This is a genomic window from Aquabacter spiritensis, assembly GCF_004346185.1.
Lineage (GTDB): Bacteria > Pseudomonadota > Alphaproteobacteria > Rhizobiales > Xanthobacteraceae > Aquabacter > Aquabacter spiritensis.
On the sequence record NZ_SMAI01000002.1, the window covers coordinates 395,487 to 417,174 of the forward strand.

23 protein-coding genes are annotated in these 21,688 nt (G+C 68.4%); 8 read left to right on the plus strand and 15 right to left on the minus strand.

Translation table 11 applies throughout. The features are described from left to right. Positions 1-14: 14 nt before the first annotated feature. Positions 15-635 carry a hypothetical protein gene (locus EDC64_RS05975; protein ID WP_132030335.1) on the plus strand — a complete coding sequence of 207 codons (621 nt, stop codon included), beginning with the start codon at positions 15-17 and terminating at the stop codon, positions 633-635. Positions 636-756: 121 nt separating this feature from the next. Here the strand turns inward: EDC64_RS05975 and EDC64_RS05980 are convergent, their stop codons facing one another. Next, a complete protein-coding gene (locus tag EDC64_RS05980; protein ID WP_132030336.1) occupies positions 757-2,289 on the minus strand; it encodes a YifB family Mg chelatase-like AAA ATPase in 1,533 nt (510 codons plus the stop codon). Between the two features lie 252 nt (positions 2,290-2,541). On the opposite strand from EDC64_RS05980, the gene EDC64_RS05985 reads away from it, so the two are divergent. Then, positions 2,542-3,816 carry an MFS transporter gene (locus EDC64_RS05985; RefSeq protein WP_132030337.1) on the plus strand — a complete coding sequence of 425 codons (1,275 nt, stop codon included), beginning with the start codon at positions 2,542-2,544 and terminating at the stop codon, positions 3,814-3,816. 49 nt (positions 3,817-3,865) lie between these two features. Next, complete coding sequence (locus EDC64_RS05990; protein WP_132030338.1) at positions 3,866-4,648, plus strand: class I SAM-dependent methyltransferase; 783 nt, start codon at positions 3,866-3,868, stop codon at positions 4,646-4,648. A 9-nt stretch (positions 4,649-4,657) separates the two neighbouring features. On the opposite strand, the gene gmk is transcribed toward EDC64_RS05990, so the two are convergent. The 10 genes from gmk to EDC64_RS06040 all read right to left on the minus strand — a co-directional run bounded on the left by gmk (position 4,658) and on the right by EDC64_RS06040 (position 14,631). Then, positions 4,658-5,263 (minus strand): guanylate kinase, encoded by a 606-nt coding sequence (gene gmk, locus EDC64_RS05995; RefSeq protein WP_245504566.1) that lies wholly within the window; start codon positions 5,261-5,263, stop codon positions 4,658-4,660. Between the two features lie 96 nt (positions 5,264-5,359). Further along, the gene (locus tag EDC64_RS06000; protein ID WP_245504557.1) at positions 5,360-6,268 is read right to left on the minus strand and encodes a YicC/YloC family endoribonuclease; all 909 of its coding nucleotides are present in this window, start codon (positions 6,266-6,268) and stop codon (positions 5,360-5,362) included. 27 nt (positions 6,269-6,295) lie between these two features. Next, positions 6,296-7,417 (minus strand): endolytic transglycosylase MltG, encoded by a 1,122-nt coding sequence (mltG, locus tag EDC64_RS06005; protein ID WP_132030340.1) that lies wholly within the window; start codon positions 7,415-7,417, stop codon positions 6,296-6,298. Positions 7,418-7,546: 129 nt separating this feature from the next. After that, positions 7,547-8,809 carry a beta-ketoacyl-ACP synthase II gene (gene fabF, locus EDC64_RS06010; protein WP_132030341.1) on the minus strand — a complete coding sequence of 421 codons (1,263 nt, stop codon included), beginning with the start codon at positions 8,807-8,809 and terminating at the stop codon, positions 7,547-7,549. 72 nt (positions 8,810-8,881) lie between these two features. Beyond that, on the minus strand, positions 8,882-9,118 hold the full coding sequence (locus tag EDC64_RS06015; protein ID WP_132030342.1) for an acyl carrier protein: 237 nt from the start codon (positions 9,116-9,118) through the stop codon (positions 8,882-8,884). Between the two features lie 353 nt (positions 9,119-9,471). Beyond that, on the minus strand, positions 9,472-10,209 hold the full coding sequence (fabG, locus tag EDC64_RS06020; RefSeq protein WP_132030343.1) for a 3-oxoacyl-[acyl-carrier-protein] reductase: 738 nt from the start codon (positions 10,207-10,209) through the stop codon (positions 9,472-9,474). Positions 10,210-10,235: 26 nt separating this feature from the next. Continuing rightward, the gene (gene fabD / locus EDC64_RS06025; RefSeq protein WP_132030344.1) at positions 10,236-11,192 is read right to left on the minus strand and encodes an ACP S-malonyltransferase; all 957 of its coding nucleotides are present in this window, start codon (positions 11,190-11,192) and stop codon (positions 10,236-10,238) included. 124 nt (positions 11,193-11,316) lie between these two features. Then, positions 11,317-13,080 (minus strand): hypothetical protein, encoded by a 1,764-nt coding sequence (locus tag EDC64_RS06030; RefSeq protein ID WP_165933654.1) that lies wholly within the window; start codon positions 13,078-13,080, stop codon positions 11,317-11,319. A 35-nt stretch (positions 13,081-13,115) separates the two neighbouring features. After that, on the minus strand, positions 13,116-13,868 hold the full coding sequence (locus EDC64_RS06035; RefSeq protein ID WP_207915916.1) for a PP2C family serine/threonine-protein phosphatase: 753 nt from the start codon (positions 13,866-13,868) through the stop codon (positions 13,116-13,118). 67 nt (positions 13,869-13,935) lie between these two features. Next, a complete protein-coding gene (locus EDC64_RS06040) occupies positions 13,936-14,631 on the minus strand; it encodes a vWA domain-containing protein (RefSeq protein WP_132030347.1) in 696 nt (231 codons plus the stop codon). A gap of 311 nt (positions 14,632-14,942) precedes the next feature. Here EDC64_RS06040 and rpsF point away from each other — a divergent pair, with 311 nt between their 5' ends. The 4 genes from rpsF (at position 14,943) to rplI (ending at position 17,382) form a co-directional block, all read left to right on the plus strand. After that, positions 14,943-15,413 (plus strand): 30S ribosomal protein S6, encoded by a 471-nt coding sequence (rpsF, locus tag EDC64_RS06045; protein ID WP_132030348.1) that lies wholly within the window; start codon positions 14,943-14,945, stop codon positions 15,411-15,413. Next, a complete protein-coding gene (gene rpsR / locus EDC64_RS06050) occupies positions 15,413-15,670 on the plus strand; it encodes a 30S ribosomal protein S18 (RefSeq protein ID WP_132030349.1) in 258 nt (85 codons plus the stop codon). Before rpsF ends, rpsR begins: the two co-directional genes overlap by 1 nt. 144 nt (positions 15,671-15,814) lie before the next feature. Then, the gene (locus tag EDC64_RS06055) at positions 15,815-16,771 is read left to right on the plus strand and encodes a DUF2232 domain-containing protein (RefSeq protein ID WP_132030350.1); all 957 of its coding nucleotides are present in this window, start codon (positions 15,815-15,817) and stop codon (positions 16,769-16,771) included. Positions 16,772-16,809: 38 nt separating this feature from the next. Continuing rightward, on the plus strand, positions 16,810-17,382 hold the full coding sequence (gene rplI / locus EDC64_RS06060; protein WP_132030351.1) for a 50S ribosomal protein L9: 573 nt from the start codon (positions 16,810-16,812) through the stop codon (positions 17,380-17,382). Between the two features lie 136 nt (positions 17,383-17,518). Here the strand turns inward: rplI and rpoH are convergent, their stop codons facing one another. After that, the gene (gene rpoH / locus EDC64_RS06065) at positions 17,519-18,418 is read right to left on the minus strand and encodes an RNA polymerase sigma factor RpoH (RefSeq protein WP_132030352.1); all 900 of its coding nucleotides are present in this window, start codon (positions 18,416-18,418) and stop codon (positions 17,519-17,521) included. Positions 18,419-18,535: 117 nt separating this feature from the next. Further along, positions 18,536-19,588, minus strand: coding sequence for an RluA family pseudouridine synthase (locus tag EDC64_RS06070; protein ID WP_132030353.1), 1,053 nt, complete (start codon positions 19,586-19,588; stop codon positions 18,536-18,538). On the opposite strand from EDC64_RS06070, the gene EDC64_RS06075 reads away from it, so the two are divergent. Further along, positions 19,587-19,931 (plus strand): hypothetical protein, encoded by a 345-nt coding sequence (locus EDC64_RS06075; protein WP_132030354.1) that lies wholly within the window; start codon positions 19,587-19,589, stop codon positions 19,929-19,931. The two genes, EDC64_RS06070 and EDC64_RS06075, sit on opposite strands and share 2 nt — an antisense overlap. A 3-nt stretch (positions 19,932-19,934) precedes the next feature. Here the strand turns inward: EDC64_RS06075 and EDC64_RS06080 are convergent, their stop codons facing one another. Both EDC64_RS06080 and trxA read right to left on the minus strand, forming a co-directional pair. Further along, positions 19,935-20,609, minus strand: a complete 675-nt coding sequence (locus EDC64_RS06080) for an LON peptidase substrate-binding domain-containing protein (RefSeq protein ID WP_132030355.1) — start codon at positions 20,607-20,609, stop codon at positions 19,935-19,937. A gap of 9 nt (positions 20,610-20,618) precedes the next feature. After that, positions 20,619-21,545: a thioredoxin gene (gene trxA, locus EDC64_RS06085; RefSeq protein ID WP_132030356.1), complete on the minus strand. Its 927-nt coding sequence runs from the start codon at positions 21,543-21,545 to the stop codon at positions 20,619-20,621. Positions 21,546-21,688: the final 143 nt, after the last annotated feature.

The window sequence follows — 21,688 nt, forward strand, 5'->3', positions numbered from 1 at the left end:
GGGGATATCGGACGATGATTTCGCGACGAACGATTTTGGTGGGCGGCGCCGGATTGGCGCTGGCGGCGGCCGCGTCATTTGCCGGCTTCGATTCTGCCTGGGCGCAGCCCCGGCCGGTGCCGAACGCGGTGAGCACGATCGACGTGCCGGGCGTCGGCCCCATGACGGTGCTGACCTTCGACGCGCAGTTCGTCTCCGCCGACCCCGCGACGCGGCGGGTCGTGCTCCAGGGCAGCTGGGGCAAGCGCTGGTCGGTCCTCGTGCCGCCCATGATGGGCGACGTGATGCGCCTCGCCAACAGCCGCAGTCTGGTGATCCGGGTCCTGCCCGGGCTGGTGACCTATCTCGGCAAGGCGCATCAGGGGACGCCGGGCCAGGTCTCGACCGAAGTCGCGCTCAATGCCGGCCTGCCCGGCTGGCCGCAGGATTTCGGCTTTCGCGAGATCACCATCACCAGCATCCTGGTGGATATCAACAAGGCCGGCGGGACGATCAGCTTCGAGGGCATAGACGGGCTGGTGCGGACGGTGCGGGCGACCGATCCGAAGGTGCTCGCCGATCTCCAGCATGTGGCGCTCGGGGACCTGTGCGAGATCCGTTATTATGAAGGTATCGCCATCACCACGGTCCGCTGAGGCCATCTGAGGCGCCGCTCAGGGCGGAGCATCACGCGCCCCGAGGGCAGGGGGCATTCCGGCGGCGCACCCGCGCCGCCGCGGGTCTGTGCGGTTCCTATCGGTGGCCGCGGGTCGGTCGTCACGCCGCGAGGCGGGGTCGGTCGGTCAGGGCGCGATAGGCCAGGGCCTCGGCGAGGTGGCGGCGGCCGATGCCCTCCGCCCCGTCGAGATCGGCGAGCGTGCGGGCGACCCGCAGGATGCGGTGATAGCCGCGGGCCGACAGACGCATCGCGTCCGACGCGTCGCGCAGCAGCGCGAGGCCGGCGGCGTCGGGGCTCGCAATGATGTCGAGCAGAGGCCCCGTCGCCTCGGCATTGGTGCGCAGGTCCGGCCGGTCCAAAGCGGCGAAGCGCTCGGCCTGAACCTGCCGCGCCGCCGCCACCCGCGCGGCGACGTCCCGCGAGCCTTCGGCCGGCGCGGGCAAAACGAGGTCGGCGGCGGTGACGGCCGGCACTTCGAGATGGATGTCGATCCGGTCCAAAAACGGGCCGGACAGCCGGCCCTGATAATCCTCGGCGCAGCGCGGGCCGCGCTTGCAGGTGAAGCCGGGATCGCCGGCTTTGCCGCAGCGGCACGGATTCATCGCCGCGACCAGCTGGAACCGGGCGGGATAGGTCACGCGGTGGTTGGCGCGGGCGATCAGCACCTCGCCGCTCTCCAGCGGCTGGCGCAGCGAATCGAGCACCTGCGGCGAAAATTCCGGCAGTTCGTCGAGAAACAGCACGCCGTGATGGGCGAGCGAAACCTCGCCCGGCCGCGCCTTCATCCCGCCGCCGACCATGGCCGCCATGGAGGCGGAATGGTGGGGCGCGCGGAACGGGCGCCGGTCGACCAGCGCCCCGTCCTGGATTGCGCCGGCGACCGAGGCGACCATCGAGACGTCCAGCATCTCGGCCGGCGAGAGCGGCGGGAGAATGGAGGGCAGACGCTGGGCCAGCATCGATTTGCCGGCGCCGGGCGGGCCGACATAGAGCAGATTGTGCCCGCCCGCCGCCGCCACTTCGAGCGCGCGCTTCGCGGTCTCCTGGCCCTTCACGTCGCGCAGATCGGGCAGCAGGTCGGGGCCTTTGCGCATGCGCGGGTCGGGGCGCGCGAGCACCTGGCGGCCGGTGACATGGTTCGCGAGCTGGATCAGCGAGGCCGGGGCGAGGATCTCCATGTCGGGGCTGGCCCAGGCCGCCTCGGCGCCGCAGGCGGCCGGGCAGATCAGCCCGTGGCCGCGCGCATTGGCGCCGATCGCGGCCGGCAGAACGCCGGCGACCGCTGCGGTCGCGCCGTCGAGCCCGAGTTCGCCGACCACGGTATAGCCTGCGAGGCAGTCGGAGGGGATTGCTCCGATCGCCGCCATCAGGCCGAGCGCGATGGGCAGATCATAGTGCGAACCTTCCTTCGGCAGATCGGCGGGGGCGAGATTGACGGTGATGCGGCGCGCCGGCAAAGCGAGGCCCGAGGCGATCAGCGCCGCCCGCACGCGCTCCTTCGCCTCGGTCACCGCCTTGTCGGGCAAACCGACGATGGTGAAGGCGGGAAGCCCGGGCGCGACATGCACCTGGACGTCCACCGGCCGGGCGTCCACGCCCTCGAATGCGACCGTCGCCACCCTCTGGATCACGCGAGCCTCCCGGCTTCGATCAGGAAGCGTACCCAAGTGCCGCCGGTGCGGCAAGAACATATTGCGAACATTTGCCCCGCCGGCATCCGGGTTCGCCCGACGGGGGCGGACCTTTTGGCTCGCCGCGGTCCCGCCGCCGCGGCCGCCGATCGGGAAAACACATGCCGTCAAGGATTTAGAGGCGGATTTCCGGATCCGCCGGTTCCCCATGCCCGGATCAGGCTCTAGGCTGGCCGCACCGTGGAGGGGCCGATGCGCGCGACGCGATTCCGCTGGGTTGTGATCTTTCTCCTGTTCGCCGTCACGGTCGTCAATTATGTCGACCGCGCCGCGATCTCCTATGCCATCCCGATGATGGAGCGCGATCTCGGCCTGTCGAAGCTCGATGCGGGAAGCGTGCTCGGGGCGTTCGGTCTCGGCTATGCGGTCACCACGCTTCTGGGCGGCTTCGCGGTCGACCGCTACGGCGCCCGGCTGGTTCTCACTTTGGCGGCCATGCTGTGGAGCCTCTCGATCGGCCTGACCGCCGCGGCGACCGGGTTTTTCGCGCTGTATGCGGCGCGGGTCCTGCTCGGCGTGTCGGAAGGACCGAACTTTCCCGCCTTGACCGGCGCGGTCAGCCGGTGGCTGGCGCCGGAGGAGCGCGCCACCGCCCTCGCCAATGCCCTGGTCGCCGTGCCGGTCGCGCTCGCCATCGGCGGGCCGGTCGTCACCCAATTGCTCGGCGTGTTCGACTGGCGCATCACCTTCCTGATCCTGTTCCTCCTCTCCGTCGCCTGGGTGCCGCTCTGGTATTTTCTGTTCCGCGACGACCCGGCGGAGTCGCGCCATGTCAACGCCGCGGAACTCGCGCAGATCCGCCGCGCCGGCGCGACCCCCGAAAGCCACGCGCTGCTGAAGCTCCCGGAGGGGGCGGTGGTGCGGCGGCTGCTGACCAACCGGACGCTCCTGGTGAATTACTGGGCCTTCTTCGTGTTCGGCTATTTCCTGTTTTTCTTCATGACCTGGCTGCCGAGCTATCTGGAGCAGGTCTACAAGCTCGACCTCGCGACCGTCGGCGCCTTCACGATGGTGCCCTGGCTCGCGGCCGCCGTGACGCTGTGGGCTCTCGGGCGCTGGTCGGACCATCTCACGCGGACCACCGGGCGGCTGCGCGTCTCGCGGTCCTATCTCATCGCCGGCACCCAGTTGATCGCCGCGCTCGCGGTCATTCCGCTCGCCTTCAGCGATCAGCTCTGGATCGCGTTCAGCGGAATCACGGTCGCCGTGGCGGCCTCGATGGGCGCGAATGCGGCCTATTATGCGGTGAATGTCGACATCGCGCCGGCCCGGGCCGCGACCGCCCTCGGCATCATGGATTTCGCCTTCGCCATCGCCGGCTTCCTCGCCCCGGTCCTCACCGGCTGGGTGCTGGGGCTGCGGGGCTCGTTCGCCGACGGCTTCCTGCTGATGGCGGCCCTGGCCTTTTCCTCGGTGGCGCTGGTCCTCGCCTTCCACCATCCCGACGCCGACAAGGAAGCGGCCTGACGCGCGCGCCGCAAGGCCGCCCTCCTGCCTTCGAACCCCGGAGACGTCCATGACCGAAAACGCGGTCCGCGCCACCACCATCCAGGACCTCGTGGCGCGCCAGTTCGGCCCGCAGGCCGCCGCTTATGTCGCGAGCACGGTGCATGCCGCGGGCGAGGATCTCGAGGATTTGCGCCGCCGCCTGGAGGGCCGCGCCGGCGACCGGCTGCTCGATCTCGGCTGCGGCGGGGGCCATGTCAGCTTCGCCGCGGCCCCCCTGGTGGCCGAGGTCGTGGCCTATGATCTCGCGCCCGAAATGCTCGCGGCGGTGGCGGCGACCGCCGCGCAGCGCGGCCTCGCCAACATCGTGCCCCGCCAGGGCACCGCCGAGGCGCTGCCGTTCGGCGCCGCCGAATTCGACCGTGTCGCGTCGCGCTACAGCGCGCATCACTGGCGCGACCTGCCGCGCGGGCTGGCGGAGGCGCGGCGGGTCGTGAAATCCGACGGGCGCGCGATTTTCATGGACGTCGTGGCGCCGGAAAACCCGCTGCTCGACACCTATCTCCAGAGCTTCGAGGTGCTGCGCGATCCATCCCATGTGCGGGATTATGCGATCTCGCAATGGACCGGCTTCGCGCACGCCGCGGGATTTCGGGTGGAAAACGTGGTGGCACGCCGGCTGCGGCTCGAATTCGCGCCATGGATCGCGCGGATGGCGACGCCCGCGACCCAGGTCGCGGCGATCCGCGCCCTCCAGGCCTGTGCGCCCGAAGAGGTCCGCGCCCATTTCGCCTTCGAGGCGGACGGCACCTTCACCCTGGACACGATGACGGTCGAGCTGGCGCCGGTCTGAGGGCGGCGCCTACAGCGCGTCCCTGAGGCTCTGGACGAAGCTGGCGAGCCCGGTCAGCCGCCGCCGCTTCAGGCGCTCGGCCTGGAGGATGGCGACGAGCTTGGAGAGGCTGTCCTCGATATCCTGATTGATCAGGATGTAGTCGTATTCGGTGAAGTGGCTGATCTCGTCGGACGCCTTCGACATGCGCTGGCGCACCACCTCGTCGGAATCCTGGGCGCGGCTGCGCAGCCGCGCCTCGAGGTCGGCGGCTGAGGGCGGCAGGAGGAACACCTTCACCAGATCCTGCTGCGCGCTCTGGTCGAGCTGCTGGGTGCCTTGCCAGTCGATGTCGAACAGCACGTCGCGCCCCGCCGAGAGTGCATCCTCGACCGCGCGCCGCGGCGTGCCGTAGAGATTTCCGAACACCGTGGCATGTTCGAGCAGGTCGCCCTCGTCGCGCAGCTTGCCGAAGGCCGGCGCGTCGATGAAGAAATAATCCTTGCCGTCGACCTCGCCCGGCCGGGGCGGGCGGGTGGTCACCGAGACCGACATGGTGATGCGGTCGTCCAGCGCGAGCAGCCGGCGCGACAAAGTGGTCTTGCCGGCGCCGGACGGCGAGGACAGGACCAGCATCAGCCCGCGCCGGGCGAGGCCGGACTTCGAGCCCGGCTTCCAGCCCGGCAGCGCGAAATGGGAGGTCGGAGCGGCGGCATTGGCCATGCGGCGGGCCTATTCGATGTTCTGGATCTGCTCGCGGAACTGATCCACCAGCAGCTTCAGGTCAAGCCCGATCTGGGTCAGCGCGACGGCATTCGCCTTCGAGCACACCGTATTGGCTTCGCGGTTGAATTCCTGGGAGAGGAAATCCAGCTTGCGGCCCACCGGTCCGCCAGCGTCGAGCAGCGCGCGGGCGGCGGCGATATGTGCGTGGAGCCGGTCGAGTTCCTCCCGGATATCGGCCTTCGCGGCGAGCAGCGCGGCCTCCTGGTGTAGCCGGTCGGGATCGAGCGGCGCGCCGGTCCCGAGCAGCGCCTGGACCTGATCGCGGAGCCGGCCCTTGATGGCGTCCGCCTGGCGGTCCGGCAGCGCCTCGGCGGCCGCCACGAGGCCGGACATCGCGTCCAGCCGCTCGCGCAGGACCACGGCAAGCGCCGTGCCCTCGCCGGCCCGCATCTCCTGAAGGGCGCCGAGCGCGGCTTCGAAGCCGTCCTGCGCATCGCTGGCGATGCGGGCGACGTCCTCCGCCGTCTGCTCGGCTTCCGCCACTTCGATCACGCCCTTCACGCCCATCAGGGCGTCGATACCGGGCGCAGGCAGGCCGAATCGCTCGGCCGCCGCGCGCGCGGCCGAGACCAGAGCTTCGAGCGCCGGCTGGTTGACGCTGACGGCGACCGCCGCGCTCTCGCGCGTCACCTGAAAGGTGCCGGACACCGAGCCGCGGGCGAGGCGGCGGCCGGCGGCGGCCCTTGCCGCCGCCTCGAGGGCGTCGAAGCCGGGCGGGAAGCGCAGGCGCAGATCCAGGCCCTTGGCGTTGACCGACCGCAACTCCCAGCTCCAGCGCCAGGGCCCGGTGGCGCCCTGCGCGCGGGCGAAGCCGGTCATGCTGGCGATCGGCGTGACGTCTTTAGCGGTTGGCATGGCGGGTCCCGACCGAGCGCCGGCTCCTCAATTGGACGTGGCCGGTACGGCCGGATTGGCGCCGGTCCCGGCGCCGCCGCCGGGCGCGGGCGGCGTTGCGGCTTTCTGGCTCGCCTCGATTTCGCGCCAGCGCGCGACGTTGCGGTTGTGCTGGTCGAGCGTTTCGGCAAATGCGTGGCCGCCGGTGCCGTCGGCGACGAAAAACAGGTCTTTGCTGCGCGCCGGATTCGCCACGGCGGCGAGCGCCTCCTTGCCGGGATTGCTGATCGGCGTCGGCGGCAGGCCGTCGATGGCATAGGTGTTGTAGGGCGTCGGCGTGGTGATGTCGGTGCGCGTGATGGCGCGCCCGAGGCCGCCTTTGCCGCCCGCAATGCCGTAGATGATGGTCGGGTCGGATTGCAGCCGCATCTTGCGGTTCAGCCGGTTGATGAAGACCGCGGCGACCCGCGGCCGTTCGTCCGGCTTCCCGGTCTCCTCCTCGACGATCGAGGCGAGCACGACCATTTCCTGGGGGGATTTGAGCGGCAGGCTCGGATCGCGCTTCTCCCACAGTTCGCGCACCAGCTTCTGCTGCTCCGCGCTCATGCGGGCGAGCACGTCGTCGCGCTTCATGCCGCGCGTGATGCGGTAGGTCTCGGGCAGGAGCGTGCCTTCCTGCGGCATCCGCGCAGTGCCGGTGAGAAGATCGCTGGCGTTCAGCCGTTCGACGATCTGCTGGGAGGTCAGGCCCTCGGGGATGGTGATCTGGTGCTGCACGACGCGGCCGTCGATGATCGTGTCGAGGACGTCGGCGATCGAGGCCCGGGCCGGGAATTCATACTCGCCGGCCTGAAGCTGCTCGCCGCGGCGGGCGATCTGCTGGCTGCCGACGAACAGCATCCAGTTGCGCACCACGCCTTCGCGCTCGAGAAGCTCCGCGACGTCGCGCGTGCCCTGGCCGCGCGGGATGACGACCGTCTTCTCCGCGGTCAGCGGGCCGGGCGCGGTATATTGGCCTTCGGCATACCAGGCGACCAGGCCGCCGCCCACGGCGAGAAACAGCAGAAAGGTGAAGACCGCGCTGCCGATCACGACCGCCGGATGGCTGGCGCCGCGCGAGGGGCGGCGCTTCTTCGCCTGAGCGGCCGCCTTCTGTTCGGGTGTCGCCATGCTCGTCTCCCATCGCCTCGGCGCTGCCGCCGGCCGCGGCGCGCCGGACAGGGGATACCATGCATCTGGACGGAAGTTGGACCATCCGCCCGGCGCCGCATGAAAATGCGGACGCCGCGCGGGACGCCTCTACCGGTCCACCTTCGCGAACAGAAGCGACGCGTTGGTCCCGCCGAACCCGAACGAATTGGACAAAGCGGTCTCGATCGGGCGCGAGCGCGCCTTCAGCGGGACCAGATCGATCGGCGTGTCGACCGAGGGGTTTTCGAGATTGAGGGTCGCCGGGGCGATCTGGTCGCGGATCGCGAGCACCGAGAAGATCGCTTCGACGGCGCCCGCGGCACCGAGCAGATGGCCGATCGACGACTTGGTCGACGACATCGACACGTTCGCCGCGGAATTTCCGAGTAGCCGCTCGACGGCGCGCAGCTCGATCTCGTCCGCCATGGTCGATGTGCCGTGCGCGTTGATATAATCGACGTCGGCCGCCGTGAGACCGGCCCGCTTCAAGGCCGCGGTCATGCAGCGGAATGCGCCGTCGCCATCCGGCGAGGGGGCCGTGATGTGGAAGGCGTCGCCCGACAGGCCGTAGCCGATCAGTTCCGCATAGATCTTGGCGCCGCGCGCCTTCGCGTGTTCGTATTCCTCGAGCACGACGATGCCAGCGCCTTCCCCCATCACGAAGCCGTCGCGGTCCCGGTCATAGGGGCGCGAGCCGCGCTCGGGGGCGTCGTTGAAGGAGGTGCAGAGCGCCTTGCAGGCGGCGAACCCGGCGAGCGACAGGCGGTTGACGGTCGATTCGGTGCCGCCCGCCACCATCACGTCGGCATCGCCGAGCGCGATCAGGCGACCGGCATCGCCGATCGCATGGGCGCCGGTGGAGCAGGCGGTGACGACCGCGTGGTTCGGCCCCTTCAGGCCGTGCGCGATCGAGACGTAGCCGCCGGCGAGATTGATCAGGCGGCCGGGAATGAAGAAGGGCGAAATGCGGCGCGGCCCGCGCTCGCGCAGGATATGCGCGGATTCGGCGATGCCCTCGATGCCGCCGATGCCGGAGCCGATCAGGACGCCGCTCACGGTCTGGTCTTCGTAGCTGGTCGGATGCCAGCCCGCATCGTCCAGCGCCTGCTGCGCCGCAGCCATGGCGAAGATGATGAAATCGTCGACCTTCCGCTGCTCCTTCGGCTCCATCCAGTCGTCCGGATTGAAGCTGTCGGCGGTGCCGTCGCCGCGCGGAATCATGCAGGCGATCTTGCACGGCAGGTCGGAAACGTCGAAGCGATCGACGAGGCTGGCGCCGCTCTGGCCCGCCAGAAGTCGCCGCCAGCTCGGCTCGACGCCGCAGGCGAGCGGCGTCACCATGCCGAGGCCAGTGACGACAACACGTCTCATGAGGGGAAACTCCACAAAATCACGCCGACGGCCGCGGGCAGAGCGCGCGACCGCCGAATGCCTGGGCCAGGGTCAGCCCGCGTTCTTTTCGAGGAACTTGATCGCGTCGCCCACGGTCAAAATGGTTTCGGCGGCGTCGTCGGGGATCTCCGTGGAGAATTCCTCTTCGAAGGCCATCACGAGTTCGACGGTGTCGAGGCTGTCGGCGCCGAGATCATCGATGAAGCTGGCGTTCTCAGTCACCTTCTCAGGCTCAACCCCCAGATGCTCCGCGACGATCTTCTTCACCCGCTCGGCGATGTCACTCATCGATGCACCCTCATTGTGTGAATAAATGTCACTGCCGTACAGCGGCTGCGAGAGGGCATAAAGCCTTTCGCCCGCCGTGCCCAGCCCCCCATGCTCGCATCCGGTCGGCAGATCGAAGCACAGAAATCCAAAATCCGAACTCGCGTCTTCTGCTCGGCCGGATGGAGCGGGTCGTTACCATACTTCCCCGACCTTTGCCAGCAAACCCAAAGCCGCTCGCGCGCCTGCATCCTTCAGGCTCGGCGCGCCGGATGCAACAGGATTCCCGCCCGATGCGCCGCGAATTCGCCGAGCATCGGCGTTCCGCCCCCCGCGCCCGCCGCGCCCCCCGATTCGCGGCTGCTTGCGCGGGCTCAGATCATCGCCATTCCGCCATTGACGTGCAGCGTCTGGCCGGTGACGTAGGCCGCCTCGTCCGACGCCAGATAGACGCAGGCCGACGCGATTTCCTGCGACGTGCCGAGCCGGGCCGCCGGCACCGCCTTGAGGATCGTCTCGCGCTGCTTCTCGTTCAGCGCGTCCGTCATCGGCGTCGCGATAAAGCCGGGCGCGACGCAATTCACCGTCACGCCCCGGCTCGCCACTTCCTGCGCCAGCGATTTGGACATGCCGATCAGGCCGGCCTTGGCTGCGGCATAATTGCCCTGGCCGGCATTGCCGGTCACGCCGACGATCGAGGTGATGGAGATGATGCGCCCGGTCCGCCGGCGCATCATCGAGCGCACCGCGGCGCGCGAGAGCCGGAAGGCGGCGGTGAGGTTGACCGCGATCACCTGATCCCATGCCTCGTCCGAGAGGCGCATGAAGATGTTGTCGCGGGTGATCCCGGCATTGTTGACCAGGATGTCGACCGGGCCGAGCACGGCCTCCGCCTCCGGCAGGAGCTTCTCCACCTCCTCGGCGACGCCGAGATTGCAGGCCAGCACGTGCGCCCGCGCGCCCAGGGCCGCCGCCGCGGCCTCGAGCGCGTCGCGGCGCGTGCCGGAGAGGGCGACGGTCGCGCCTTGGGCGTGCAAAGCGGCGGCGATGGCGCCGCCGATCCCGCCCGAAGCGCCCGTGACGAGCGCGGTCTTGCCGCTGAGATCGAACATGAAGCCTCCGGAACTGGGGTGCAGGATCAGGCCGCCGGGGCCTTGCGGGCGGCGATGAAGGCCGCGACGTCGTCGGGGGTGCCGACCGATGTCGCCGCGATCTGTTTGGCGATGCGGCGGGAAAGGCCCGAAAGGACCTTGCCGGCGCCGACCTCCACCGTCCGGTCGACGCCGGCGGCCGCCATGAACAGGACGCTCTCGCGCCAGCGCACGGTGCCGGTGACCTGCGCGACCAAAAGGCGGACGATCTCGGCCGGGTCGCTCACCGGCGCGGCCTTGACATTGGCGACGAGCGGCACGACCGGCGCCCGGACGTGCGCTCCGGCGAGCGCTTCGGCCATCGCCGCGGCGGCGGGCGCCATCAATTGGCAATGGAACGGGGCGGACACCGGCAAGAGGATGGCGCGCATCGCGCCCCGCGCCTTGGCGAGGGCGATCGCCCGCTCGACGGCGGCGGTGGCGCCGGAGACGACGACCTGCCCGTCGGCATTGTCGTTGGCGGCCTGGCAGACCTCGCCCGCCTCCGCTTCGGCGGCGACGGCGACGGCATCCTCGAAGCTCAGCCCGAGCAGGGCGGCCATCGCGCCTTCGCCGACCGGCACCGCCGCCTGCATCGCCGCGCCGCGGATCCGCAGCAGCCGCGCGGCCTCCGAGACCGACAGGGCGCCGGCGGCGGCGAGCGCGGAATATTCGCCGAGCGAGTGCCCCGCCACGAAGGCGGCGTCGGTCGCGAGATCGAGCCCGGCCTCGGCCTCGAGCACCCGCAGCGCGGCGAGCGAGACCGCCATCAGCGCCGGCTGGGCATTCGCGGTGAGGGTCAGCTCGTCCGCCGGCCCGTCCCACATCAACGCGGACAAAGGCTGCGACAGCGCGTCGTCGACCTCCTGGAACACCGCCCGCGCGGCGGGGAAGGCATCGGCGAGCGCCTTGCCCATGCCGACCTGCTGGCTGCCCTGTCCCGGAAAGATGAAGGCCGTGCTCATGCGCGTTCCCTCGCTTCTTGTTGCTGGCCCGAAAGTTGGGGAGGGGAGAGACACCCGCAACGGCAGGGTGTCAAGGGCAAGCGATGCCGCGACGTCACCAAGCAAGCGGGCTTCGCATGCGGCGTCAGGTGCGCCGACCGACCCAGCGGCGCTGCGTGTCGGGACAAAACAGCAGCGATATGAAGATCATGTTGCCGAGCCTCGGATAAATTTCCATGCTCCGACACGGAGGTCGGCTTTGACCGATCTGGGCCGCGAGCACCGAGCCGGCCGAGGTTCGGACGACGATCCGTTCTCCGTCCAGCTTGGTGTCAAGCGCGTCGACCAAGGTGGATGCCTCGGACGGGCCGAGCCATGTGATCTGGCGTCCGGCGAAGTCGGGGAGGACGAGACGGGATGGCGACGGCGGGAGGCGCCTTGTCGGCGCCGCGTCTCGGAGAGCAGGCGGGTTGAGGGACGGACTGTCAGAAGAGGCGTTGCGTGACGGAAACTCAGGCGGCAGCGCCACCATGCTCGGCAATTCGATGAGGGGCGACGGGGTCGGGCTGACAGGTGCTTTTAGGTTGGGCGGGGGCAATTCCCGGATTTCCCTGATGGGAGGCAGCGGCGCATTAAGGGGCGGGCTGGAGGCATTCCGGCCGGCAATCCCGGTTGCGGGAAGAGGGGGCTCCGGGGCTGCGACCACGAGCGATGTCGGTTTCGGGGGGGCATCACGTGGCGTGGAGAGCGCTTGATATTGGGAGATCGGGAGCCCGAGAGCGATCATCCCAAGACAAACGCCCATGCCGATTTTGATGGGTGATGAGAGGGGACCGGCCGGGACCAGCAGGTTTCTTAGGCGAGAGGGCCAGGGCATGCTCGGCCCGCTGGGGCCGGGCATGCTGAGGGACCCGCAGGTGTGGCACTTGTGGCCGAAATGATAATGGCTTGATTTACATCGGTTGAGCTCACGCAGTGCGAGGTCGGTGATGCGGAGCCAATCCTGCATCGAGGGTCTGTTGCGGGACGCGAGCGCCGAGTCGAAAGCCTGGCGAAGCGCAAGTGGCCATGTCGTGTGGATCGATTGGGGCTGTGGCGCGATCCGTGGATCTGGCTTCAGCCCGAAAGCATACATGCCTGCAAGGCTCCGGCCGACGGCGTCGGAAGGCAGGTTGGGCAATCTAGGGGAGGTGATGCCGGAGAACGGCTCGATTGCATCCCTATTTAGGAGCCTGAAGGCGATGACGGCGAAGGCAAATCCGTCCTGGTTCGCGGGATTGTCGATCCTGTTTGGTGCGACCGATTGAAACTCGGGAGCCGTGTAGTCCAGGGTTTTCAGCGCCGCGGGGAAGAGAACCCGCGCCCCAGAATTCAACTGCATGCCGTCGCAATCGATGATCGCGATGGTCGCGCCAGACCTTGAAACCATGATGTTTTCTGGCTTGAGATCGATGATGTGCGCTCCGATGGCATGCAGGGCATTGATGGCCATCGCCAAATGGCGGACCGCCAGAAGCCGCAGACGGTAAGAATCGCTCAGGCCTTCCTGGCGCCGCAAGATTGGGTGGCTGAACTTGTCCAAGCGGACCCAATCCCTCGCGTCCAGGAATTCCATCGAAAACCCCAGCGGGCGATCGGGTCTCGCCACATCTGCGATGATCCGCTTCGGCCATATGACCCGGAACTGAGAGGAGGGCGGGGGCACCCTGTCCGCCACTGCCGCCATGTAGGAGATTTTATCGGCGTGCCCGTCGATCCGGTCCGGCTTGTAAAGTTTGATGACCTGGGACGGATCGTGAGGATGCCGATAAATGTGGCCGGCGCCGCCTTCGGCGATTGGCGCGGAGAGGGTTCCGATGCCTCGGGCCGGATTGGATTTGGTTGCTGCTTCCAGGTAATGTTTCGGCATCGCTTGTGCGGGGGGCGGCGGCGGGCTTTGCCGGCTCATCGGCGCACGCGGATCGCAAGGAGTGTCTTGTCGTCCTGGCTGTATCGACGCGCTTTCGGGTGAAGAAGGGTCTGGGCCAGGGCGTTCTCGTCGTGGGGGGTGTCGCCGAAGAGGCCCTCAATGAGGTCTCTGGCGAAGGCCGGACGCACAGCCGCGCCAGCGGGCGCCGCGAAGCTCGTTACGCCATCAGTCATGAGGAGGACGGCGTCGGTAGGGCCAAAGCGGATGATCCGCAGATGCTCCCTCCACGTGTCCATGGCAAAAAAATAAGTGATATTGGAATATATGCCGTTTTCAGGTCTTGAGACCTGCAGCGAGGCCGTTTCTTGCTCGGTGGTCGTGAAGGCTTCAGCGAGCCCGTCGCCGATGTGGAAGAAATATCCTCCATCAGAATGAAGGGCGACTCCGACGCAGGTTGCGAGATAGTTGTTCAATTCAGGACTCGGCCCTGAATCGACGCAGGTCTTCCGCGCAGTTAGGATGGCCCCTTCAACGAGGGACTGAAAGCCCGCCTCGTCGCCGAGCGAAATCTGTTCCGCCGAGTCCTGCAGCGCCTGGACTGCGACAGTCGCCAGTGTTCGGGCGCCGATACGCGCCTGCGATGCGCTTCCGGCTCCGTCACTGACAACGGCAAACAGCCAGCCGGCCCGCAAGGCCACCTCGAAATAATCTTCGCAGGGCCTGCCCAAAGACCGATGGGCTTCTCCTTGCACCGCCGCGGCGGTCACCCAGAACGGGCGTGAGGTCAAATCCGCGCCTCTGATCTGGAAGCCGTCCTCCTCCCATTCCCGGATCACAGGCGCCGGGCCGCGGAGCTCATGCATGAACCTTGAATATATCGGTCGGGCTGGGGAGTGCGAGAACCTCGCCAGCCCGTGAGTTGCTGACACTCTTCATGCTGTCGGAGAGCCATTGGAACAGCTCACGGAATTTCGCTTCACCCACCTCCAGGGCGAAATTTCGGCTGCTCATGCGGCGCAAGACGTCGAAATTCGCGTCCTGGCCGATCCCAATGGGCCATACGATGAATTTGCCGCTCTTCTCGCCCTCGCGGCACTGGGCAGCGGCGGCCTCCCAAGGATCGTTGGGCTGCCCGTCCGTGAGAATGAAGAGCCAGGGTCGCTTCATGCTGATGCCGATGGCCCGCAGGGACGCTTTCTCCTCAGCGATGCTTTCCATGGCAAGGGAAAGTCCCCTCCCGAGAGGGGTCTGACCTGCGGCAGTCACCGTCGGCGGGGTGAACTCGCGCGCTTCGGTCCAGTCGGTGACGACATGGGCCGTGTCCTTCCCGTTCAGTCCGCCAAAACGGATGATGTTCAGGCGGACGGAAATCGACGCGAGTGGGTCGGCCATCAGCTCGCTTTTGAACAGGTGAAGCGCGGCGTTCAGTTGATCGATCTTGCTGTCGTTCGACATCGACAAGCTGCCGTCGATCAAGAGGGTGCAGAGAACGCGCTCTGCAAAGTTCTCCTCGTCGGACCCGAACGATTCGTCGCGAACGATGGCGCTCATCTTCGTTCCCCCTTACCAGACAGCTCAGGTCCAGCCTGTTTGAGAGTAGGTGTCCTGAATGAAATTGCAACCGCTTTCAACGGTGCGCCCGTCGCCTCCCCTTGCATCCTCCGGGAAACCTGCTATACGCCCCGCTTCCGTTGTCCCGGCCGGGGGCTGAACGGACGGTTGGCTGTGGCCGCGTGAGCGGCATGGCCGGCAGGGTGAAGGCCCGTCGTCCCGTGTTCCCGCCTTCCGAGCAACGAGCCTTTCCGAAGGCTCGAAAGGGCTTGGCGCCGGGGGCGGAAGAAACGAGAAAGGCACGAGACCACATGGCGCTCTACGAGCACGTGTTCCTCGCGCGCCAAGATGTGACGGCGCAGCAGGTCGAGGAACTGACCACCCGGTTCAAGGGTGTAATCGAGGCGAACGGCGGCTCGGTCGGCAAGACCGAGTATTGGGGCGTGAAGTCCCTGACCTATCGCATCAACAAGAACCGCAAGGCGCACTTCACCCTGGTCAATATCGACGCCCCGGCGGCGGCGGTCCAGGAGATGGAGCGCCAGATGCGCATCGACGAGGACGTTCTGCGCTTCCTCACGCTGCGCGTCGAAGCGCACGAGGACGCCCCGTCCGCCATGCTTCAGAAGCGCGACCGCGACGACCGCGACCGCGGCGATCGCGGCTTCGGCGGCGAGCGTGGCTTTGGTGGCGACCGCGGCTTCGGCGGCGGACGCGACCGCGACGAGCGCCCGCGCCGTCCGCGCGAGCGTGAAGAAGCTCAGGGCGAGGAGGCTGTGTGATGGCATTCGCTCAAGCTGGAACCGGTGGCGGCCAGCGCCGCCCGTTCTTCCGTCGCCGGAAGACCTGCCCGTTCACCGGGCCGAATGCGCCGAAGATCGACTACAAGGACGTGCGCCTGCTGCAGCGCTACATTTCCGAGCGCGGCAAGATCGTCCCGAGCCGCATCACCGCGGTTTCGGCCAAGAAGCAGCGCGAATTGTCGGCGGCCATCAAGCGCGCGCGCTTCCTCGGCCTGCTGCCCTTCGTCATCCGCTGATCGCCGGCCCGGCCCGGCCTTCGGGCGGGCCGGGCACGTCGATCGTACGCGGGATGGGAACACGAGGCGCCGCGCATCAGCGGGGCGCCAGTTGAGGCCGGCAGAGCGACCGGCTTCTAACCGCTTCGGCGGGACAGCGAGATCATGGGTCAGATTCTTCTCATCGGCATCGCCGCAGGCGCGGCTTCGGCTCTTCTCGTGGCGGGTGTCGCTGCGGGAACCATGCTGGCCGTTCCGCTCTATTATCTCGCGCCGCTGCCGATCATGGTGGCCGGTCTCGCCTTTTCCCATTGGGCCGGACTGATCGGCGTCGCCGTGGCGGGGCTGGGCCTCGCTCTGGCCTTCGGCAGCACCCTCCTCGTCGCCTATCTCGTCGCAACCGGCGGTCCGGCCTGGGTTCTGGCCTATGCCGCCTTGCTCGCGCGCGCCGAGCCCGCGGGCCGGGGCGGGCTGGTCTGGCTGCCGATCCCCGCCCTGGTTCTGCTGGCGGCGGCGCTGGCGACGGTCGGGACCATCGTCGGACTGCTCTCGGTCGCGACCGATCTCGAAACCTACAGGGCCGCGGTCAAGACGGCGTTCGACGCCTTCGTCCAGGCCGAGGCGGGCTCCTCCGGCCTGGCACCGGCCGATGCCGCGAACATGGCGTCCCTCGTCGCCAGCGTCCTGCCGCCCATGGCGGGGGTCCTGTCCATGGTCACGCAGATCCTCTGCCTCTATCTCGCCGGCCGCGCGGCGATGCTGTCGGGCAGGCTCGCCCGGCCGTGGCCGGACCTTGCGGGGCTGCGGCTTCCGCAAGCGGCCAGCCTGGCCTTGGCGGTGATCGTGGCGGCCAGCGTGGCCCCGGGCATGGTGGGCCTGTCGGCGTCGGTCGCCGGCGGCACCCTGCTCACCGGCTTTGCGCTCGCCGGCTTCGCGGTGATCCATTTCCTCAGCCGGGGACGCAGTGCGCGCCCCCTCATTCTGACCGCCGTCTGGGTGGCGACCGCCGCCCTCGGCTGGCCGGTGCTCGTCGTCGCGGTGCTCGGCCTCATCGACACGATGTTCGATCTGCGCACCCGCTTCGGGACCGCAGGCGGACCTCCGGCCGCCAACGATCGCTGACTTTCCTCAATTCGACATAAGAGACACAGGAGACACAGATGGACGTCATTCTTCTCGAACGGGTCGCCAAGCTCGGCCAGATGGGCGAAGTCGTGCGGGTGCGCGACGGATACGCCCGCAACTTCCTGCTCGCCAAGGGCAAGGCGCTGCGCGCCACCAAGGACAATCGCGGCCGCTTCGACCAGATGAAGGCCCAGCTCGAGGCCCGCAACCTCGCGGCGAAGTCCGAGGCCGAAACCGTCGGCGCCAAGCTGAACGGGACCAGCGTCGTCCTGATCCGTCAGGCCGGCGAGAGCGGGCAGCTCTATGGATCGGTGTCGACCCGCGATCTCGCGGACGCGCTGACCGCGGCCGGCTTCACCGTGGGCCGTCAGCAGATCGTGCTCAACCACCCGATCAAGACCATCGGCCAGCACGCCGTGCCGGTGACGCTGCATCCCGAGGTGGAAGTGCGCATCGTCGCCAATGTCGCGCGCAGCGCGGAAGAGGCCGAGCGCCTGGCGCGCGGCGAGAACGTCATGGTCCCGGTCGATGAAATCGACGACGAGGACGAGGTCCTCGAAGAGACCGCCGCCGAGGCTGGCGACGCGCAGGCCGAAGACGAGGCGTGAGCGCGGCGCCCGCGGGCCGGTCCCGACGTCGCGTCGGGCCGGCTCCGGGCCGATCCCGGTCAAGCCGGTTCGGGTCAGGCCGGTTCGGGTCTGCGTGACGATGGCGGGAGACGGGGCGACCTGACGCGGGTCCGCGTCAGGCGTGTTCGATTTCCGCGGTCTCCAGGGCGCGGACCCGGTCCACCACCGCCTTCTGCACCTTTTCGAAGGCGCGGACCTCGATCTGGCGCACGCGTTCGCGCGAGACGCCGAATTCCGCCGCCAGTTCCTCCAGGGTCACGGGATCCTCGGCGAGCCGGCGGGCCTCGAAGATGCGGCGCTCGCGCTCGTTGAGAACCGAAAGGGCGCCCGCGAGGGCGGTCCGGCGGTTCGCGAGTTCCTCGCTTTCGACGAGGTTGCTCTCCTGGTCGTCCTGGTCGTCGACCAGCCAGTCCTGCCATTCCCCGCCGCCGTCGGAATCCTCGCGCAGCGGCGCGTTGAGCGAGGCATCGCCCGACAGCCGGCGGTTCATGTCGACCACCTCCTGCTCGGTGACGCCGAGCTTGGTGGCGATCTGCTTCACCTGATCGGGGCGCAGATCGCCCTCCTCGAGTGCGGAGATCTGGCTCTTCGCCTTGCGCAGGTTGAAGAACAGCTTCTTCTGCGCCGCCGTGGTGCCCATCTTCACGAGGGACCAGGAGCGCAGGATATATTCCTGGATCGAGGCGCGGATCCACCACATGGCGTAGGTCGCGAGGCGGAAGCCCTTTTCCGGCTCGAACCGCTTCACCGCCTGCATCAGCCCGACATTGCCTTCGGAAATCACTTCGGAAATCGGCAGGCCATAGCCGCGATAGCCCATCGCGATCTTCGCCACGAGGCGCAGATGGCTGGTCACCAAGCGGTGGGCCGCATCCCGGTCGCCATGCTCGCGCCAACTCTTGGCGAGCATGTATTCCTCCTGCGGTTCCAGCATCGGGAAGCGCCGGATTTCCTCGAGATAGCGGCTCAGACCGCCCTCTGCGGACGGGACGGGCATATGGTTCGACTGGGCCATGGACCGGCCTCCTTGCATCGCGGCCCCGCTTTCGGCGGCCGCACATGCGGCCGCTGAACGCCGACCGCAACCGTGCAGCATATAGGCTGCAACGGTGTTCGGATAGATTCGATCCCCTCAACTCGCCGCGAGAGCTTGCCTGAGGGCTGCGAGGTCGGGCGGCAGGGGGCTCTCGAAGCTCAGCACCTCGCCCCGCGTCGGGTGTGCGAAGCCCAGCCGCGTGGCATGCAGCGCCTGACGCCCCAGCCCCGACAGCGCCGCCGCGGCGGGCGCGGCGAGCCGTGCCAGCTTGGTCCGGAAGCCCGGGCCGTAGATTTCGTCGCCGAGCAGGGGATGCCCGATATGCGCCATATGCACCCGGATCTGGTGGGTGCGGCCGGTTTCGAGCTGGCATTCGACCAAGGCGGCGACTGGCGCGCCGGTGGCGTCGGCGAAGGTCTCGATCCGCCGCCAGCGGGTCACGGCCTGACGTCCGCCGGGGCGCACCGCCATCTTCACGCGGCTCGCCGGGTGCCTGTCGATCGGCGCGTCGATCGTGCCTTTCTGCTCGGGCGCCCCCCATACGAAGGCGAGATAGGCGCGCTCCAGATCGCCGGCGCGGCCGTGATCGGCGAACTGGGCCGACAAAGCGCGATGGGCGACATCCGTCTTCGCCGCCACCAGGAGGCCCGACGTATCCTTGTCGAGCCGGTGGACGATGCCCGGCCGGCGGACTCCGCCGATCCCGGACAGCGAGCCGCGGCACTGGTGGAGCAGCGCGTTGACGAGCGTGCCGGACCAATTGCCCGGGGCGGGATGCACCACCAGCCCGGCCGGCTTGTCGATGACGATCACCTGATCGTCTTCATACGCGATGGCGAGCGGGATGGCCTCGGGCTCCGGCGTCGCCGGCTCCGGGGCCGGGATCCGGAGGCACAGCACGTCGCCCGGATTGACCCGCTCGGCCGCGTCCCCTACCACTCGGTCGCCGTTTTCGACCCGCCCTTCGGCAACCAGCCGCTGAATCCGCGTCCGGCTCAAGGGGGCGAGCCGGGCGGCCAGCACGCGGTCGGTGCGCTGTCCCGCCTCCTCCGCCTTGACGGTGATGTGGTGGTCCGTTTCGCTCGCAAGGTCCGCCGGCACCTCCGAGAGGTCGAGCGCTTCGTCTTCATCCAGATTCGGTTGACCCATGTTCCTCAGCCCGCCCGAACCCGAAAACCAGGAGCCGCTGTCGCCGGACCAGGAGCGGATTTTGCGCAAGGTCCGACGCTTTTCCACGATCTCGGTGTTGATCATGGTCCTGGGACTTGCCGCCGTGTTCGGTGTCATCGCCTATCGCATGCTGCGCAGCAAGACCGTTTCGGCGGGGGACGTGGTCGCCACCCTGCCGCGGGACGCCCGCATCCTCTCGACGGCGGTGGCCGACGGCCTCGTCGTCGTGACGCTGGAGGTCGGCGGCGCGGTGGAGATCCGCACCTATCGGGTGGACACGCTCGCCCAGACCGGACGCCTGCGCTTCGCGTTCGAACCGTGAGCCCTATTGCAGCGAGGGCTCGCCGTCGTCTCCGGGCATGCGCGCCAGCATCATCTGCGTGATCGCCACCAGCATGTCGGCGCGCGCCTTCAGATCGTCGGCCTCGAGCAGCGCCTGCTTTTCCAGCGCGCCATAAGGCGACATGACGGACAGCGCGTTCACCAGGGTTTCGGTTCCGGCCTGCTGGATGCCGTCCCAGTCCGCCTCGAGCTTGTTGGCCTCGAGGAAGTCGGCGAGCGCGCCGAGCAGCGCCGAGCGGTCGACATCGGCCTCGCCCGCGCCTTCGTCGAAATCCCCGGCGAAGGCCGAGGCGTCGATGCGGCACTGGCGGTAGGGGGTCTCGACCGTCATCTCCTCCGGCAGCCGCACGCGGCAGATGCCGGTGAGCGTGACCAGATAGCGCCCGTCCCCGGTCTCCGCGAATTGCGTGATCCGCCCGAGGCAGCCGACGCCGAACAGACGCGGCCCCTGCGACAGGTCCGGCTTGGACACGTCGGGCTGGACCATCACGATCACCCGGTCGCCCGCGAGGGCATCGTCGACCATGGCGAGATAGCGCGGTTCGAAGACGTTGAGCGGCAGTTCGGCGCGCGGCAAAAGCAGCGCGCCGGACAGCGGAAACACCGGCGCCACCGCGGGGAGGTCGCCGGGCGCGAGATAGGAACGATTGATCGCCACGTTGGTCCTTCAGGCGAAGAGGATCGCCGAGAGCTTCTTACGTCCGGAAATCGTGTTGGGATCGGTCGGTCCCCACGCTTCGAAGAATTGGAGCAATTGTTTGCGCGCGGCATCCTCGTTCCAGGCCCGGTCGCGGCGCACGATGTCGATGAGGTGCTGGAGCGCCTTGTCCCGCTGGTTGCGGGCATTGAGCGCCAGAGCGAGGTCGAACCGCGCCTGATGGTCGGCCGGATCGGCCGCGACCGCGGCCTCCAAAGGCGCGATGTCGCCGAGTTCGGCGGCTTGTTCGGCGAGGTCGAGCGCCGCGCGCGCCGCGGAGATCGCGGCATCGTTTTCCTTGCCGGCGGGCACCGCGGCGAGCGTCGCCTTGGCCTGCTCCAGCGCGCCGCCGAGGACCTGGGCCCGCACCAGCCCGCCGAGCGCCTTCAGATTGTCGGGCTCCTCGGCCAGGACATGGGCGAAGATTTCCGCCGCCCCGGCGGCATCGCCTTCCGCCAGCGCCTGTTCGCCGGCGGCGAGAATCTCCGCGACGTCGGGATCGCCCGCGCCGCCGAGCAGCCGCTCGATGAACGCCTTCACCTGACCCTCGGGCACGGCGCCCATGAAGCCGTCGACGGGCTGGCCGTTGACGAAGGCATAGACCGCCGGGATCGACTGGATGCCGAGGCGGCCGGCGATCGCCGGGTGCTCGTCGATATTCATTTTGGCGAGGCGAACCTTGCCCTTGGCGGCGCGGACCGCCTTTTCGATCACCGGTCCCAGCGTCTTGCACGGGCCGCACCACGGGGCCCAGAAGTCGACCAGGACCGGGCGGTGCCGCGATTCCTCGATGACCTCCGCCATGAAGGTCTGGGTGGTCGTGTCGATGACGAGATCGTCGCCGGCGCCTGCGGTCGCCGGGGATTCCTTCGCTCCGCCTGCCTGCTTGAACAGCATGTGTCCTCGTCCTTGAAATGCCATGCGCGTCGCGCCCGCCTTAGATGGGGCGCTTCGGCACGAAAGCAATTGCAGACACGCTTCTAGAGTGGGACGCGCCGCTACGGAACCGTTTTTCGTCATTTTCGCGTCCCGCGTGCCGC

Coding starts and splice junctions, on each gene's coding strand:
- EDC64_RS06015 (WP_132030342.1), bottom strand. CDS start 9,118: ATGAGTGACATCGCCGAGCGGGTGAAGAAGATCGTCGCGGAGCATCTG.
- rpoH (WP_132030352.1), bottom strand. CDS start 18,418: ATGGCCCAGTCGAACCATATGCCCGTCCCGTCCGCAGAGGGCGGTCTG.
- EDC64_RS06000 (WP_245504557.1), bottom strand. CDS start 6,268: ATGCCAACCGCTAAAGACGTCACGCCGATCGCCAGCATGACCGGCTTC.
- gmk (WP_245504566.1), bottom strand. CDS start 5,263: ATGCTGGTCCTGTCCTCGCCGTCCGGCGCCGGCAAGACCACTTTGTCG.
- rpsR (WP_132030349.1), top strand. CDS start 15,413: ATGGCATTCGCTCAAGCTGGAACCGGTGGCGGCCAGCGCCGCCCGTTC.
- fabD (WP_132030344.1), bottom strand. CDS start 11,192: ATGAGCACGGCCTTCATCTTTCCGGGACAGGGCAGCCAGCAGGTCGGC.
- fabG (WP_132030343.1), bottom strand. CDS start 10,209: ATGTTCGATCTCAGCGGCAAGACCGCGCTCGTCACGGGCGCTTCGGGC.
- trxA (WP_132030356.1), bottom strand. CDS start 21,545: ATGCTGTTCAAGCAGGCAGGCGGAGCGAAGGAATCCCCGGCGACCGCA.
- EDC64_RS05975 (WP_132030335.1), top strand. CDS start 15: ATGATTTCGCGACGAACGATTTTGGTGGGCGGCGCCGGATTGGCGCTG.
- EDC64_RS05985 (WP_132030337.1), top strand. CDS start 2,542: ATGCGCGCGACGCGATTCCGCTGGGTTGTGATCTTTCTCCTGTTCGCC.
- EDC64_RS06075 (WP_132030354.1), top strand. CDS start 19,587: ATGTTCCTCAGCCCGCCCGAACCCGAAAACCAGGAGCCGCTGTCGCCG.
- fabF (WP_132030341.1), bottom strand. CDS start 8,809: ATGAGACGTGTTGTCGTCACTGGCCTCGGCATGGTGACGCCGCTCGCC.
- rpsF (WP_132030348.1), top strand. CDS start 14,943: ATGGCGCTCTACGAGCACGTGTTCCTCGCGCGCCAAGATGTGACGGCG.
- EDC64_RS06070 (WP_132030353.1), bottom strand. CDS start 19,588: ATGGGTCAACCGAATCTGGATGAAGACGAAGCGCTCGACCTCTCGGAG.
- EDC64_RS06055 (WP_132030350.1), top strand. CDS start 15,815: ATGGGTCAGATTCTTCTCATCGGCATCGCCGCAGGCGCGGCTTCGGCT.
- mltG (WP_132030340.1), bottom strand. CDS start 7,417: ATGGCGACACCCGAACAGAAGGCGGCCGCTCAGGCGAAGAAGCGCCGC.
- EDC64_RS06030 (WP_165933654.1), bottom strand. CDS start 13,080: ATGCCGAAACATTACCTGGAAGCAGCAACCAAATCCAATCCGGCCCGA.
- rplI (WP_132030351.1), top strand. CDS start 16,810: ATGGACGTCATTCTTCTCGAACGGGTCGCCAAGCTCGGCCAGATGGGC.
- EDC64_RS06040 (WP_132030347.1), bottom strand. CDS start 14,631: ATGAGCGCCATCGTTCGCGACGAATCGTTCGGGTCCGACGAGGAGAAC.
- EDC64_RS05990 (WP_132030338.1), top strand. CDS start 3,866: ATGACCGAAAACGCGGTCCGCGCCACCACCATCCAGGACCTCGTGGCG.